The following is a 13467-nucleotide window of genomic DNA, read 5'->3' as shown; positions in this document are numbered from 1 at the left end:
GTCCAGCGTACGGGACGCTTCGGCGTCTGCAACACCCCCGCCGCTTCCGCGTGCCGCCACGGTTGCGCCGCTTACCCCCTCGCGTGAGCGCAGTGGCCCCATGACAACCACCCGTGGCCCCCGCTGCTTCTGCGGCACCCCGATCACCCACACGCCCGGCAAGCGCCCGCGCGTCTACTGCTCTGAAGCATGCAAAAAGCGGGCAAAGCGTGCTATTGCGCGCGGTGAGGCTCTGCCCACCCCCGACCGGTCGGGCGGCACCTCCGGCACCAAAAAGGGACGCGGCCTTGGTACTACCGCGAAAACTACGGACATGCAGGTCAGCGGCCCGCATCTTGACGTGTCCACTGACAACCCGGCCACGTTCAGCGGTTCGACGCGCGGCACCGTCATGGAGTCCGACGCCGACACGACGGCCCGCGACATCCGGTTCGAGATGCGCGAGGCCCTCCGGGCCATCTCCGGCCTGGAGCGCCTGGAGCGCTGCGGGATCTCCGTCCTCGCGGGCGGCGTGACCCCGACCCTGCGCAACGGACGCGCCGGGTACGCCGGGGTCGTCACCTGCGGCTCGGTGCACGTCTGCCCGTGCTGCGCGACGTCGATCCGCCGCGTCCGGCAGGACGAGCTGGACCAGGTCGGCCAGTTCTGGGAGTGCCAGAGTTGCGGCCTGGTGATGATGACGCTCACCATGCGCCACTACGACCGCGACCTCCTGGCCGACCTGGAGGAGAAGCAGCGGGCGGCATGGAAGGCCGGGTTCGGCATGAACGCGGGCCGTCAGTGGCGGCAGGCGAAGAAGGACTTCGGCATCCGCGGCTTCGTCCGGGCCTGGGAGGTCACGCACGGCGAGAACGGCTGGCACTGCCACTACCACGTCCTGCTGTTCCTGGCCCGGCCCCTCGCGGCCGGCCGCGTTGAGGAACTCCAGCACCTCGTGTTCGAGGTGTGGTCGGAGGCCCTGGTCAAGGTCGGCGCCCGGATGCCGGTGGAGGTCTCCGAGAAGGACGGCAAGCCCGTCGGCGTGAAGATCGACGCTCCGGACCGGGGAGAGTCCGGCCAGATGGCCCGCTACCTGATGAAGAACCAGGACGGGAAGACCCGCTGGGGAGTCGCCGCAGAGCTGACCCGGCAGGATGTGAAGCAGGGCCAGGGCGGGCATCGGACCCCGTTCCAGATCGCCCGCGACGCCATCGCTGGTGACGCGCGCTCGGTGGAGCTGTGGAGGGAGTTCGTGGTCACCGCGACCGGCGTCCGCTCGCTGTACTGGTCCAACGGCCTGCGCAAGCTCCTGCGGGAGATGGGCTTTGAGCTGGACGAGCGCAACGACAACGAGGTGGCCGCCGACGAAGCCGCCGACGGCAAGCCGATCGCGTGCATCCCTGCCGCGACCTGGTACCGGCACATCGCCCGGCAGAAGGGCCGCGCCCTCGCCCTGCTCAAGGCCGCCGAGAAGGGCGGTACCCGTGCTGTCCGCGCCCTGATCGAGTCCTGGGGGCTGATCTGGGGCGCCGACGTCACCGAGCCCGAGAAGCTGCCCGCCGACGGCACGCTGCCCACCGCCGCCGAAGTCCTGCGACGGGCCGCGCGGATGGACCTGGCGGCCCGGGCCGAGGTCTGGCGCCGCGGCTTCGCCCTCGCTGAGGGAGCCGTCATCAAGGCCCGCGCCGAGCACTTCGCCGCCCACCCGGACGCGCCCGAGTACACGGCTCGCGCCGACGCGATGAAGCAGGCCGCCGTTGACCGTGACGCACAGCTCGACATCGAGGACCAGGAGCACGACGAGCTGGCCGCCGCGCGTGCCGAGTTCGTCCGCCGGCGGAAGCTCGTCGCGGTCGCGCACGCCGACGAGACCACCGCGGCGTTCGACCGGCTCCGCAATCCCGACCGGCCCGTCACCCCGAAGGTCAGCCTGCGCAAGCGGCGCAAGCCCACGGCCGTTCCCGCGCCACGCCTCACGCCTCCGGCCGATGCCGCCTCCGAGACCTGTCGTCGGTGCGGCCGAGCCCTCGCCCCCGCGCTCCAGCCCTACGGCCAGCACGTTGGCGACTGCACCCGTAACTGACCCCAGTTCGCACTAACTCGCTCCAGTTTTGACCGCGCCCGGTACTACCAGACGAAGCGCCATGAGACGGAGGAACTGATGACGAACCCGTTCCCGACCGGAGTTGACCTCGTACGAGAGACCGTCCGCGTAACCCGAGCTGTCGTCGCCGGCGAGCGCGGCCACGCCCAGCGCCTGGTCGAGCTGGGGCAGGCCCTTGCCCGACAGAGCAGCGAGACCTACCGAGTCCGCCAGGACGGCCGACCGAACAGCGGCTCGGCCGCCATCGACCTGATGCGCGCCGTGGGCAACTCGGCCCGCGCGTGCACGGTGGGCGAGGTTCGGGCCGCGCTCGCCGACCGGCCGGGGATGGCCCCACACCTGCGCCTGCGGAGCCTGCGGCTGGCCACGCTCCCGGACTGGTCGCTGGTGCCCGACGACGACAGCGCCGACATCGTCGTCTACGGCGGCGGCGGCACGGCCGTGGGGCTGCTCTGGACCGCCATCGCGACCGGCGACGAGGAGGCCATCGCCCGCCGCGTCACCACCCTTGAGGACATCGCGGTCCACGGTGCCGGCGAGTCCTGGTGGGCCCGGGGACTGGGCGACTGACCGCCACCCGGCACCGCCCGATCACCGCCACGGCACCGCCACCCCAGCGTCAAGGGTGGCGGTGTCCGGCCGCCGGCCCGGATCGGCGCGCGAGACCGACGGCCGGGGGCGAACTGATATCAGTTCGCACTAACTCGCTGTCGCTGTCGGTCGTTACTCACCCCAGAACCCCAGCCCGAGAGGCGGCATCCGCACATGACCACCGCACCCGTCTACGTCCTGATCCACCCCGACGGCCGCGCCGAGTGGGGCGACCGGCTGATGGCCGCAGAGCACGCACTGGGGCCCCACGGCGTCGGCCGGACCTCCCTCACCCCCGGCTCACGCCTGCGGGTCGCGATGTCCGACTGCGCGCTGATCCTCCCCGAGGAGTACCCGCCCAACCCCTACGCCACCACCGTGCTCGCCCTGGTCGCCCGCATGACCCCCGAGGACGCACCCCCGACCCGCGGCCCCATCGTGCTGTACGGCTACGACCCCCACAACGAATGGGACAACACCCGCCCCCTGACCGACACTGAGCGGGCCACCATCACCGAGGCGCTGACCGCCGCCGGATGCACCACCCAGGCGCCGAACTGATATCAGTCGCCCACAACTCGCTGCCCCCGGTCGCCCAGCTTCCGGCGGCCGGGGACCGGTCCGCCGGCGCTTCGCGCGCGGGGGTCGGCGTGCTCCTGGTCCTCGATGTCGGCGGCGGCCCGCTCGACGGGCAGCAGCCGCGGGGCCGAGTCCGTGGCCGTGGTCCTGGTCGTGATGCTCGGACCGGTGCCGAGCGTGCGTCGCGTGGTCATGCCCGGGAGTCTCCCGCGTGCACGCGTGTGCACGAGCACGCGTGCACGCGTTGGGGGGCCGTCGGGCCGTGATGCATAGGTGTGGGGGATCAGCGGTCGCGGTCGTGTCGCTGCTGTGTCGGGGCGTGTCGGCGTCGTGGTCCTGGTGGTGGTCGACGTGTCTGGCGGTCGCCGTGGTGATGTGGCATCGCGTCCGGCCGGACACGACTGTGTCGGTGGACCGACGTGGGCTGACACACCCGACACAGCGACTCGGACCCCCGGGGGGTGGGGCCAGAACTTCCCGGCGGAGACAGGGGGAGGGCTCGAGCAGCCGCTCGAGGGGGGACGGTGGCCGGGAGCGTGACGTCGAGCCGTCATACCAGCCAGTAGAACGCCGTTTCGTGACGGCTGTACGTCACGCTTCTCGCTTCGCCCGCCGGGCCGCGCGTCGGCGCCACGCTCTGGACCGGCAGCGTCCGGAGCAGTACACCGCGTCCTGGCGGCGGTCGCCGCCGGCGAACGTGATCTGGCCGCACTCCGGGCAGGTCAGCAGCCTGATCATGCCGGTGTCGCCGGTCCACTCGGCGTCGGCCAGCATCATCGCGAGCGTCATGATCCGCTCGGATGCCTGCCGGGCTCGGTACGCCTGCGCCCGGCACACGTCGTCGCAGTACAGGCGCTTGGTCGACGCGCTTCTCGGCAACCGGGCGCCGCAGGAGGCGCAGAACCGGATACGGGCCACGCCTTCAGGATCGCTCGCCGCGCCGGCGTGCTCCTGGTGCTCGTCGTCGTGCAGCTGCTCGGCGCGGGCCGAGGACGGCGGCCGGGCAGCGCGGCGGAGACAGGAGCGGCCCGGACGCCGGTCCGGGCCGCGCCGACCGGCGGAGCCGGTCCGGGTCTTGAACCAGTAGAGAAACTTGTAACAGCTCAGGCGGGCGGTGCCAGGTGCCGCCGGGACCCCCCGGCCTGGTCGTCGTCCTCGACCGCGTGCGGGTGCGCATCGAGGACTCCGCGGGCCCGGAGGTCGGCCAGGTCGGGCAGCCGGATACCCGGCAGGGTCGTGAGGAGATCGGCCTCGACGGCACGGATGCGGTCGTCAGGGCCGGTGCCGAGAGCGCGGCGAGATGTCACGAGGGGCATCGTACGAGCGGGCCGACAGCGCCGGACCCGCCTCGCCAGAGGACCCGCCTCGCCGGCCGTCATGACCTGGCCCGCTACGGTCGGGCGTCATGACCACCGAGACACCCCGAGACGACTCCGGAGACCCGCTGTGCGCCTGGTGCGGCGGCCCGGTCCAGCAGTCCGGCGTCGGCCGGCGCCGCGCGTACTGCTCGCGGACCCACCGGGAGTACGCGTACCGCGCCCGGCGAGACCAGGAGATGAGGCTCCGCGCCTATTCGGCTGGCAGGGCAGATGAGCGTCGACTTTCGTCAACTGACGTAACCCCGAGCGGCCCCATTTCGTCAGTTGTCGAAACGAAACCGGCTGGTCAGAGCCGTCGGGTGGTGGGGTCGCCGGTAGCGCTGTGGGCGACGCTGGACGACCAGGGGGAGCCGGACGCTCAGCCCTGACGGGCGGTCACCGCAGTCGCGTCCTCGCGACTGCACCACGGCGGCCGGCCACATCGCGGCAGCAGCCAGCTCCCCATCAGCCCCAGACGGGCCGTGTGGTCCGCTCACGCGGCTCAGCTCTGCGACGGCGGCGGTACGGCGCCGGGCCCCGACTCCGGTCCGGCAGACGGCCGTACAGCGCCACGAGCCCCCTCCCTCTCCCCGCCAGCCTGTTCAACGCGCACAACGGCGAGAGGGGCAGTCGGCAGAGCACCCGCCATGTAAACCGCTCAGGGATGCCGCACCCAGAGGCTCCTCGGGCAGCAGAAAGCCCCGCCGGGGTGCCAGCGGGGCTTTGACGTGTGGTTAGGCGTTGTCGGGCCAGTCCCGCAGGTGGAGCGAGATCGTGACGCTCTTGCCGTTCTTGGCGGTCCGCTCGGTGGTGCCGTGGTAGCTCACCAGGCCGTCGGTGCCGGGCCGGTCCTTGAGGGTGATCCCCAGGTGGTCGGCCCACGCCCGGAGGCTGGCCAGCCGCTCGGTACGGGTGCCGCTGCCGGGCTCGCCCTGGAGCTGGGCGGTGGTGGCGACCCGCCAGGTGATCGGGGAGAGGTCCGGGGGGGCGTCGCCGGTGATCTGGGTGAGGACGTTGATCGCGGCGTACTGCCAGCGGCGCAGGTCGGTGGTGGTGATCTCGGTCATCAGACGACCCGCTCTCCGTTGGCAGCCACGACCACTTCGCGCTCCTGGCTGCCGACGGCGTACCGGATGACCAGCTTCGGCACCGTGACCTTGTCGTCGTAGAACATCGTGCTCCTTGGGTGAGGCCGGGGCGCCGGCGCTTCGGTCGGCGCCCCGGCGGGGCAGTTGGTGGGGGCGGTGGAGCTATTCACCAATGGGAACCCGCGCTCCGGGGGCGTAGATGTCTTCCCAGTAGCCCAGGGCTTGGTCTTCGTCGTGGAAGGTCACGGAGGTGACGAGGACAGCCACGGCGGAGTGCGACGGGGCGTCGATTTCGAGAGCAGCCAGCTCGTCGGGGGTCGCCTGCCGTGACTGGGCAGTGCGCTGCCCCTTTACCACTTCGTGGCCGGTGCGCTCGGTGTAGAGCTTGTCGAACTGGGCCACCATGCGGATGTCCTCCGCCAGCTCCGGGACGGCCGAGACGGTGTGAGGCGGATACACCGAGATGCCGACCGACGTCGGCTTGTCGTCCTGTCGAAAGACGCGGATACGGATGACAGCTTCGTCGCCGGGCTCAAGGTCGAGTGCAGTGCACACCTCAGAGTCGTAGACCGAGCGGCGCATCACGCGGTGACCAGACGAGGTCTCACCAGGGGCGTAGCGGAGTCCGTTGGTCTCCATCCGCTTCAGCCGGTCCGCGCCCGTGATGACGATCGGGGAGCTTGCCACGGTCGTGCCCAGGGCGCCGCGGGAGGTGACCAACCCCTCGCTCTTCAGCACGCCGAGGGCTCGGCTCACGGTCTTCGCTGCCACGCCGAACTGCTGGCGGATCTCGGGGACCGACGGCAGCGAGTCGCCCGGGGAGAGTTCTCCGCTCTTGATCAGTGTGCGGAAGTGGGCTGCCACGTCGGCGTACCCCTTCCCTTCCTGTGCCTTGTATGGCATAGCTCCTCCACGTTTGTCGGGGCGCGATTCACTTCCGAAGGTACATCAATGTTCGCCCAAGGTACATGCTTGCCCTGAATCCGTGCTTCATGTACCTTCATGGCATCGGCAAGGTACGTTAAGTACCAGCCGGAAGGCAGAGTCATACCTTCAGCGAGAGAGGTGCTGTCGTGGCCACGAGGAACACTCCGTCCCCGGAAGGGGCGAGCAAGGGCGAGAAGTTCAAGTCCGCGGCTGGTGCGGCTGGTGCGGCGGCCGGCGGGTTCGTCGGTGCGATGGGCCAGTCGTTTGTCCCGCCGGTGAACATCACGTTCAACAGCAACAGGACGCAGAACGTGGGTGGTGGTGGCTCGGCGCCGCAGGGTGGGCGGTCCTCGCACTTCATCCTCGGTGAGCCGAGCTTCAACACGACGGACGACGTCCGGAACTACTGCAACGGTCTGCGGGCCGTGATGATCCAGGCGGCCATCGAGCTGGCTATGGCCGCGAAGATCCTGGAGGCCCGTCTGGGGCAGTCCCTGCCGCTGCCGGGCGAGAACGCGATCCAGACCCGCATGCGGGCCAAGAAGGTGGCCTGGAAGCTCAAGCGGTCCGCCGACGGCGCCACGGCTGCGGCGAAGAACGCGGTGGCCACCTACGCGGCCTTCCAGCGCGAGTACGCCGACCTGATGCGTCCGCGCCCCCAGCAGGCCCCCACCACCAACCCGTTCCGGTTCTGAGAGGGGGAGACCCACGATGGGCAAGGATCTTCAGCAGCAGAACGAGGACCGCCTGAACTCTGGCGGGTCGACCGGCATGGGTGCCTGGCTGTGGCACCGGGCCAAGCCGTACACGCCGCCGTGGATCGTCGTGGGCGGGGTCGGCCTGGCCGGTGCCGGCGCGAACTGGCAGTGGGGCGGGTCCCCGTGGGCGGGCGTCGGCCTCACCCTCGCCTCCACCGCCCTGACGGCCGCGACCTGGTGGGCGGGCAAGTCCACCGGCCCCCAGCGCCGTCTGCACTCCGCCATCACCGTGGCGGCGGGGTCGGCCTGGCTCACCTCCGCCGCCCTGTCCGGCCCGCTCACCGGCCCGCTCCCTGACCTGTACCTGATGGGCGGGGCAACCCTCGCCCTGTCCTGGAACATCCGGCACGTCATGCGTGCGGCCGGCGGGGAGACGTCCGGGTCCGACTCGGACAAGGGACTGCTGGAGAAGGTCGGGCTCGCCCGCACCAAGCTCCGCCAGATCAAGGTCGAGCCGAACCGCGTCACCGTGCCGTACGAGCTGCCCGCCGGGGAGCTGACCAACGACGACGTTGCCAAGGCGCTCCCCCGGATCGCCTCCGCCCTCGACGTGCCGACCACGGCCATCCGCGTCCAGCACGACCCCGACTCCGCCAGGAAGGGCCAGTTCGTGATCGTGCCCGAGGACATGCTCAAGACCCCGACGCTGTACCCGGGGCCGTTTGCCCCCGGTCAGTCCATCGCCGTGCCGCTGCGGATCGGCGTGTACGACGACGGCAGCGACCTGGTGCTGCCGCTCCTGGACGCGATCCACATGCTCGTCATGGGGATGACCGGCAGCGGCAAGACGGAGGGCGCCCTCGACCTGTTCTTCGAGTTGCTGACCCGCCGGGACGTCTCGGTGTGGTTGTCCGACGCGGCGAAGGGCGGACAGGACTTCCTCCCGCTCGTCCCGGCGCTCGACTGGGCTGCCCTGGACACCGTGTCGGCCTCCGCGATGGTCGCCACCGTCCAGGCCGTCATCCCCGCCCGTGCGGCCTGGCTGCGGGATCACAGCTACCGTGCGTGGGAGCCCGCGGCCGCCGAGAAGCAGACCGATCCGGCTCACTCGTGCCGCGCGGCCGGCGCCTGCGGCTGCGATGGGATGCCGTACCTGGTCGCGTGGTTCGAGGAGGCCGCCAAGCTGCTGCGCGAGCTGGGTGACGACGTGTTCACCGGCATCGCGCAGGAGGCCCGGTCCGCCGGTGTCTCCCTCGTTATCTCCATGCAGCGGGCGTCCGGCTACCAGCTCTCCACCGACACCCGCGCGTCCCTCCCGGCCGCGATGTGCTTCGGAGTCCGGGGCGACGACGCTTCGTTCGCGCTCCCGGAGGAGGTCCTGGAGGCGGGCGCCAACCCGGCCGCGTGGGGCAACAAGCGCAAGGGCTACGTCTACATGGTGTCCGCCGGGGTGGACGAGGACCTGTACGCGAACCCGGCCAGGACGTTCTGGACCGGCCCGTCCGGCGAGTACGAGAAGGCCGCCGCCTGGATCGTGGCCCAGTTCGCCGGCGTCCGGCCCCAGAGCACTGGCACGGTCACCGAGGACATCGCGGCCAAGGTCGCGGGCCAGCTCTTCACCGAGCGCCATGCCCGGGCAGGCGCCCCGGCCCCGGCCGCCGCCACGGTTCCCGCCCAGGCTCAGGCTCCGACCGACGCCCAGGAGTCCGCCCAGGCGGTCGCCGCGCTCGTCGACGCCGAGGACGCTGACCTGGACGCCACGGCCGAACTGCCCGCCGCCGGCGTCGACGCCGCGCTCCCGGAGGGCAAGCCGTCGACGGAGGAGGCGCGGGAGCTGCTCGCTGAGCTGGTGGAGATGCTCGCCTCCGTCGGCCCCGGCACGGTCGCGGTCAAGGATCTCGGGCCGTACCTGGAGCAGATCGGCCGCGACCGCTCGTGGGTCTCCCGGGAGATGAAGCGGCTCGCGGAGGAAGGGCGCCTGGCCCCGACCGGGGAGGCGGGCGTGTACCGGCTCCTGCCGGTCCTGGCCGGTGTCGGCGGCTGACCGCACACCCCGCACACCCCGCACAGCCGCACAGCGCGAATTCCCATGTCACACGGCGTGTGAAAGGGGCCGCACAGCGGCTCGCACACCCCCGCACAGCACGACCGCACACCCCCCGCACAGCGACGGACCGCCCCGCTCGAATCGGGGCGGCCCGCCTGACGACAGCCACGGAGGCATCCCGTGACCACCGACCCGCAGTATCCCCTGACCGACACCGAGGCGTCCGCCGAAGCGAAGCGGCTGATCCGCGAGGCGTACCGGCCCGAGACGCCGGCGCCCGCGGCGACCACCTTCCGCGACACCACCCCGGTCCCCGCCATCGGCTCCGCCCCGCCCGTCCTCCAGCCCGAGACCCGGATCGTCCCTCAGTGGGCCGCCGGAGTCGCGGTCGCCTCCATCGGCGTCGGCGCCGGCGCGGTGGGACTCGGCTGCGCGGCCTGGCTTTTCCTTCAGGCCCTTTCCTCCGTGACCCTGACCGGGGTCCTCGCCGTCACCGCCCCGTTCGCCGGGGCCGCCGCCCTGGCCACGGCCCTCGGCGGCGCCATCTCCAAGGCCCGCAAGGCGTCGACCACGAACGTCTACCAGGGCACCGTGATCAAGCGGACCGAGATCACGTCGACCGCGCGCGGCATCGGCGCCCGCTCCAGGGTCGGGGAGTGATCGGCGTGAAGCTCGACACCCAAGCCCAAGTCGACGCTGCGGAACGCATCCTGCGCCTGTCGTGGGTCATCGTCGCCGGGGCGGTCCTGTTCTCGGTCCTCACCGTCACCCCGCTCGTGCAGCGGGTGACGCCGGAGGGCTGGGGGCTGACCGCGCCGATCCTGCCGATCGTCGTGGACGCAGCCGTGGTCATCGTGGTGCGGGTCGACGCGATCGTCGCCCGCCTCGACGGCGACGCTGGGTTCTGGCCGGCGCTGCTGCGGTGGCTCACCGGACTGATGACGCTTGCGCTCAACGTCGGAGACTCCGCGCTCAAGGGCGACCTGGTGGGCGTCGGCGTCCACGCGGTCGCGCCGATCCTGCTCATCGTCACGGCCGAGGCGGGCTTGAAGTGGCGCCGCGCGATCACCACGGCGATCGAGCGGATCGAGCGTGAGCACCAGGCCGAGGCCGACCGTGAGCGCGAGCGTGAGCGCCAGCTCCGTGAAGAGCGGCGGGCCGACCGTGAGCGCGAGCAGGAAGCCGCCCGGCAGGAGCGTGAGCGCCAGGAGGCCGCCGCCCGTGAGCGCCGTGAGCAGGAGGCGGCCGAACGTGAGCGCGAGCGTGAGCACGCCGCCCGCGTCGCCCGCGAGGAGCGTGAGCACGAAGCCGAGTTGGAGCGGCAGCGAGAGGAGCGGGCCGCCGCCCTCCGCCGCGAGGAACAGGAGCGCATCGACCGCGAGCGCCACGAAGAGCGGGAGCGGCAGGAGCGTGAGCGGCAGCAGCAGGAGGCCGTCCGCAAGGCCAAGGAGCGGGCACAGCAGGCCGAACGGGACCGGAAGGCGACCGAGACTCGCAAGCCCGCCCTGGCGTCCGTGAGCGCCGCCGTGAGCACCCCCCGCCAGACCGTGAGCGCCACTGTGAGCACCCCCGCTCACGAGACCGCTCACGACGCCAAGCCCGGCCAGAAGATGAGCGAGGAGGACGCCCGCGCCGAGGTCGCCAAGGCGGTCCGTGAGGGCCGCTCACAGCGTCAGGTCGCCGCGCTCACCGGCTGGTCTACCGGGTGGGTCGCCAACCGCTTCAAGGAGCTGGAAGGGGTGTCGGCATGAGCATCACCGATGAGGTCTTAGCTGCTCAGCACGCCGAGGTCCGGGCGGAGATCGCCCGCACCGACGTCAAGGCGGGACTACTGCTGGCGTTCGTCGGCGCGGTCCTGGCCGGCGCCTGGACCCTCGCCCGCGCCCTGCCGATGACCCCGGCCGCGTACGTCGTCGGAGAGATCGGGCTCGCGGTCCTGGCCGTCACGGCCGGACTCCTGCTCCACTCCGTCCGCCCGAACCTCAACGGCCGCCAGGGCTTCCCGCTGTGGGCCACCCTCACCCCCCAGCAGATCACCGCCACCGCCGAGACCCGGGACCTGGCCGCCGACATCGTCGGCCTGTCCCGGCTCGCGGTCACCAAGTTCACCGCCGTGCGCCAGGCCATCGACCTGATGTACGCGGGTGCCGCACTGCTCGTCCTGTCCGCCCTGATCGCCGTGGGAGGCTCGCTGTGACCCGTCGACCGCAGATCATCGACCCCCAGTCCCACGTCGTCGTCAGCCACGGCAGCGACTTCTTCGGCGAGGACCGCCACCCCGTCAAGGTCCTGACCGCCCTGGCCGGGTACGCCGAGGGCTGCCTGCCGTCCGCCGAGCGCGGCCCCCTCGTGGACCTGCTCAGGGACCCCGGCACCGGCGGCACCATCCCGGCCGCCAAGCTCGACCAGGTCGCCGGCCTCCTGCTCCAGCTCGCCCGGCACCGGTTCGTCCGCGGTTCCGCCGCCGCCGTTGCCCGCGCCCTGGCCGACGCTGCCGCCCGTGCCGCCGCCGCCGGTGAAGGCTGGACCTGGACCGTGGAGGCGACCCGATGAGGCTGTACCGGGGCCAGATGCCCACCCGGCTGCTCAGCGACCAGCACATCAGGCCGACGGAGTACGTCCGGTGGGCCGACGCCCGCCGGCGCTTCGAGACCCGGCCCAAGGACCGCGCCCTGGTCGAGGAACTCCGCCGGTCCATCCCCCGCGAGGGCCTGCGCGAGCCGATCACCCTCGGAGTCAGCGACCGCCACCCCGACGTGTACGTGGCCGACGGCCATCACCGGGCCGTCGCCCTCATGGGGTCGGGCGTCCCCACCTTCCCGTTCCACTGGTACTGGATCCGGGACTTCGGCGTGCACATGGAGACCGCTCCGTTCCCGTTCCATCTGCTCACGAACTACTCCACGGAGGCCGCCCGATGATCCGGATCATCTCCTTCGGCTACGGCCACGGCCCCGCCCCCACCGCCGACCTGACCTTCGACTTGCGGGCCTTGCTCCGCAACCCGTTCCATGACCCGGAGCTGAAGCACCGCACCGGGCTGGACCAGGAGGTCTACGACCACGTCAGGAACACGCCGGGCGCCGAGCGGCTGGCGGCCAACGTGGTCACTACCGCCCGCGTTCTCGCCGAGGAGACCGGCGCCGACGTCACGATCGGGTGGGGCTGCACCGGCGGCCGGCACCGCAGCGTCGGCCTGGCCCGTCTCTCGTACGAGCTGCTGTGCGAAGCCGGTGACGAGGCCACTGTCGAGCACCGCGACGTCGACCTGGCGCTGTTGCCCGCCGGGGTCCACAACCGCGAGCCCAGCAAGCCGTAGCACCCCCCCCGGAGCCCCGCCGGATACCCGGCGGGGCTTCTTCCGGCCCTCCAAGTCACACCAGCCCCACCAGGGTTTTGGGACTTTTGGGACCCACCCATCGCGCGGGCGCGCGTGCATGGACCTGCGCAACCTGCGCAACAACCCGGCGTATCACCCCAGTTCGTACCGATTTACCGGGGGAGGGTGTAACAGATCTTCGCCGCAGACGTACCGATAGCGGGGGCTGTCCGTTGTGAGACCTACCGTCGCGCCCCTGACCAGCAGAAAGGAACGCTCGTGGAACTCGTGAGACCGTCCTACGCGTACGCGTGCGCGGGGGCCGCGCGTAATGGATCAGCGGCTCACCCCGTCTATCAGGACGTGAGCACCCTCCAGCCGACTCCTGACTGCCCTGGCCTTTGGATCGCCGCGGCGCCGATGCCGCGCGCCGCCTACGCCTGCGCCTGCGGCCACGCCGAGCACGCCGCCGGCCGCGCCGACGTCCACCAGCTCGTCACCCGCCACCAGGACCACGCCGACCGTTGCGCAAGGGGCGAGACACCGTCAGGCGTGCCGGGGGGAACAGCGGTTGCGCGGAGTGGCAGGATCAGCCCGAGAAAAGCGAAACGGCCCGGGGGCCTAATCCCGAGCCGTTTCTGACGTCCGCCCGGCCTTCACACCAAGGGACTCGTCTGTGTCCAGCGTACGGGACGCTTCGGCGTCTGCAACACCCCCGCCGCTTCCGCGTGCCGCCACGGTTGCGCCGCTTACCCCCTCGCGTGAGCGCAGTGGCCC

The 13467-nt window shown here is 71.7% G+C and carries 16 protein-coding genes; 11 read left to right on the top strand and 5 right to left on the bottom strand.

Going from position 1 to position 13467, the window contains the following annotated elements:
- Positions 1–340 precede the first annotated feature (340 nt).
- The 3 genes from IF37_RS0136390 (at position 341) to IF37_RS46245 (ending at position 3235) form a co-directional block, all read left to right on the top strand.
- Positions 341–2062 carry a protein rep gene (locus IF37_RS0136390; protein WP_158727449.1) on the top strand — a complete coding sequence of 574 codons (1722 nt, stop codon included), beginning with the start codon at positions 341–343 and terminating at the stop codon, positions 2060–2062.
- Between the two features lie 78 nt (positions 2063–2140).
- Positions 2141–2653 carry a hypothetical protein gene (locus tag IF37_RS0136385; RefSeq protein ID WP_030753220.1) on the top strand — a complete coding sequence of 171 codons (513 nt, stop codon included), beginning with the start codon at positions 2141–2143 and terminating at the stop codon, positions 2651–2653.
- A gap of 195 nt (positions 2654–2848) precedes the next feature.
- A complete protein-coding gene (locus IF37_RS46245) occupies positions 2849–3235 on the top strand; it encodes a hypothetical protein (protein ID WP_030753217.1) in 387 nt (128 codons plus the stop codon).
- A 2-nt stretch (positions 3236–3237) separates the two neighbouring features.
- Here IF37_RS46245 and IF37_RS0136375 read toward each other — a convergent pair whose 3' ends face one another.
- The 5 genes from IF37_RS0136375 to IF37_RS0136350 all read right to left on the bottom strand — a co-directional run bounded on the left by IF37_RS0136375 (position 3238) and on the right by IF37_RS0136350 (position 6602).
- Positions 3238–3447, bottom strand: a complete 210-nt coding sequence (locus tag IF37_RS0136375) for a hypothetical protein (RefSeq protein ID WP_030753214.1) — start codon at positions 3445–3447, stop codon at positions 3238–3240.
- A gap of 397 nt (positions 3448–3844) precedes the next feature.
- Positions 3845–4171, bottom strand: a complete 327-nt coding sequence (locus IF37_RS0136370) for a hypothetical protein (RefSeq protein WP_030753210.1) — start codon at positions 4169–4171, stop codon at positions 3845–3847.
- A 185-nt stretch (positions 4172–4356) separates the two neighbouring features.
- A complete protein-coding gene (locus IF37_RS0136365) occupies positions 4357–4560 on the bottom strand; it encodes a hypothetical protein (RefSeq protein ID WP_158727448.1) in 204 nt (67 codons plus the stop codon).
- A 785-nt stretch (positions 4561–5345) separates the two neighbouring features.
- Complete coding sequence (locus IF37_RS0136360) at positions 5346–5678, bottom strand: hypothetical protein (RefSeq protein ID WP_030753204.1); 333 nt, start codon at positions 5676–5678, stop codon at positions 5346–5348.
- A 183-nt stretch (positions 5679–5861) separates the two neighbouring features.
- Positions 5862–6602: a GntR family transcriptional regulator gene (locus IF37_RS0136350; protein ID WP_030753201.1), complete on the bottom strand. Its 741-nt coding sequence runs from the start codon at positions 6600–6602 to the stop codon at positions 5862–5864.
- Between the two features lie 170 nt (positions 6603–6772).
- Between IF37_RS0136350 and traA the strand changes: the two genes are divergently transcribed.
- From traA to IF37_RS0136310, 8 genes are all read left to right on the top strand, one after another.
- Entirely contained in the window at positions 6773–7321 is a 549-nt protein-coding gene (gene traA, locus IF37_RS0136345) for a plasmid transfer protein TraA (protein ID WP_158727447.1), read from the top strand.
- A gap of 16 nt (positions 7322–7337) precedes the next feature.
- A complete protein-coding gene (traB, locus tag IF37_RS0136340) occupies positions 7338–9368 on the top strand; it encodes a plasmid transfer protein TraB (RefSeq protein WP_030753195.1) in 2031 nt (676 codons plus the stop codon).
- Between the two features lie 183 nt (positions 9369–9551).
- The gene (locus IF37_RS0136335; RefSeq protein ID WP_030753192.1) at positions 9552–10031 is read left to right on the top strand and encodes a hypothetical protein; all 480 of its coding nucleotides are present in this window, start codon (positions 9552–9554) and stop codon (positions 10029–10031) included.
- Positions 10032–10036: 5 nt separating this feature from the next.
- Positions 10037–11122 (top strand): DUF2637 domain-containing protein, encoded by a 1086-nt coding sequence (locus IF37_RS0136330; RefSeq protein WP_037858007.1) that lies wholly within the window; start codon positions 10037–10039, stop codon positions 11120–11122.
- Positions 11119–11568, top strand: coding sequence for a Pycsar system effector family protein (locus IF37_RS0136325; RefSeq protein ID WP_030753187.1), 450 nt, complete (start codon positions 11119–11121; stop codon positions 11566–11568). Before IF37_RS0136330 ends, IF37_RS0136325 begins: the two co-directional genes overlap by 4 nt.
- Positions 11565–11924, top strand: a complete 360-nt coding sequence (locus IF37_RS0136320; RefSeq protein ID WP_030753184.1) for a hypothetical protein — start codon at positions 11565–11567, stop codon at positions 11922–11924. Before IF37_RS0136325 ends, IF37_RS0136320 begins: the two co-directional genes overlap by 4 nt.
- Complete coding sequence (locus IF37_RS0136315) at positions 11921–12292, top strand: ParB N-terminal domain-containing protein (RefSeq protein ID WP_030753181.1); 372 nt, start codon at positions 11921–11923, stop codon at positions 12290–12292. Before IF37_RS0136320 ends, IF37_RS0136315 begins: the two co-directional genes overlap by 4 nt.
- Positions 12289–12690: an RNase adapter RapZ gene (locus IF37_RS0136310; protein ID WP_030753178.1), complete on the top strand. Its 402-nt coding sequence runs from the start codon at positions 12289–12291 to the stop codon at positions 12688–12690. Before IF37_RS0136315 ends, IF37_RS0136310 begins: the two co-directional genes overlap by 4 nt.
- Positions 12691–13467 lie beyond the last annotated feature (777 nt).

This window comes from Streptomyces sp. NRRL S-31, assembly GCF_000718775.1.
GTDB lineage: Bacteria > Actinomycetota > Actinomycetes > Streptomycetales > Streptomycetaceae > Streptomyces.
The sequence above is the reverse complement of the archived record's forward strand: the minus strand, read 5'-3'. Positions and strand labels throughout refer to the sequence as shown.

Bases quoted from the DNA above. Each gene is read 5' to 3' on its own strand.
- IF37_RS0136350 (WP_030753201.1), bottom strand. From the start codon at position 6,602: ATGCCATACAAGGCACAGGAAGGGAAGGGGTACGCCGACGTGGCAGCC.
- IF37_RS0136315 (WP_030753181.1), top strand. From the start codon at position 11,921: ATGAGGCTGTACCGGGGCCAGATGCCCACCCGGCTGCTCAGCGACCAG.
- IF37_RS46245 (WP_030753217.1), top strand. From the start codon at position 2,849: ATGACCACCGCACCCGTCTACGTCCTGATCCACCCCGACGGCCGCGCC.
- IF37_RS0136310 (WP_030753178.1), top strand. From the start codon at position 12,289: ATGATCCGGATCATCTCCTTCGGCTACGGCCACGGCCCCGCCCCCACC.
- IF37_RS0136375 (WP_030753214.1), bottom strand. From the start codon at position 3,447: ATGACCACGCGACGCACGCTCGGCACCGGTCCGAGCATCACGACCAGG.
- IF37_RS0136385 (WP_030753220.1), top strand. From the start codon at position 2,141: ATGACGAACCCGTTCCCGACCGGAGTTGACCTCGTACGAGAGACCGTC.
- IF37_RS0136360 (WP_030753204.1), bottom strand. From the start codon at position 5,678: ATGACCGAGATCACCACCACCGACCTGCGCCGCTGGCAGTACGCCGCG.
- traB (WP_030753195.1), top strand. From the start codon at position 7,338: ATGGGCAAGGATCTTCAGCAGCAGAACGAGGACCGCCTGAACTCTGGC.
- IF37_RS0136325 (WP_030753187.1), top strand. From the start codon at position 11,119: ATGAGCATCACCGATGAGGTCTTAGCTGCTCAGCACGCCGAGGTCCGG.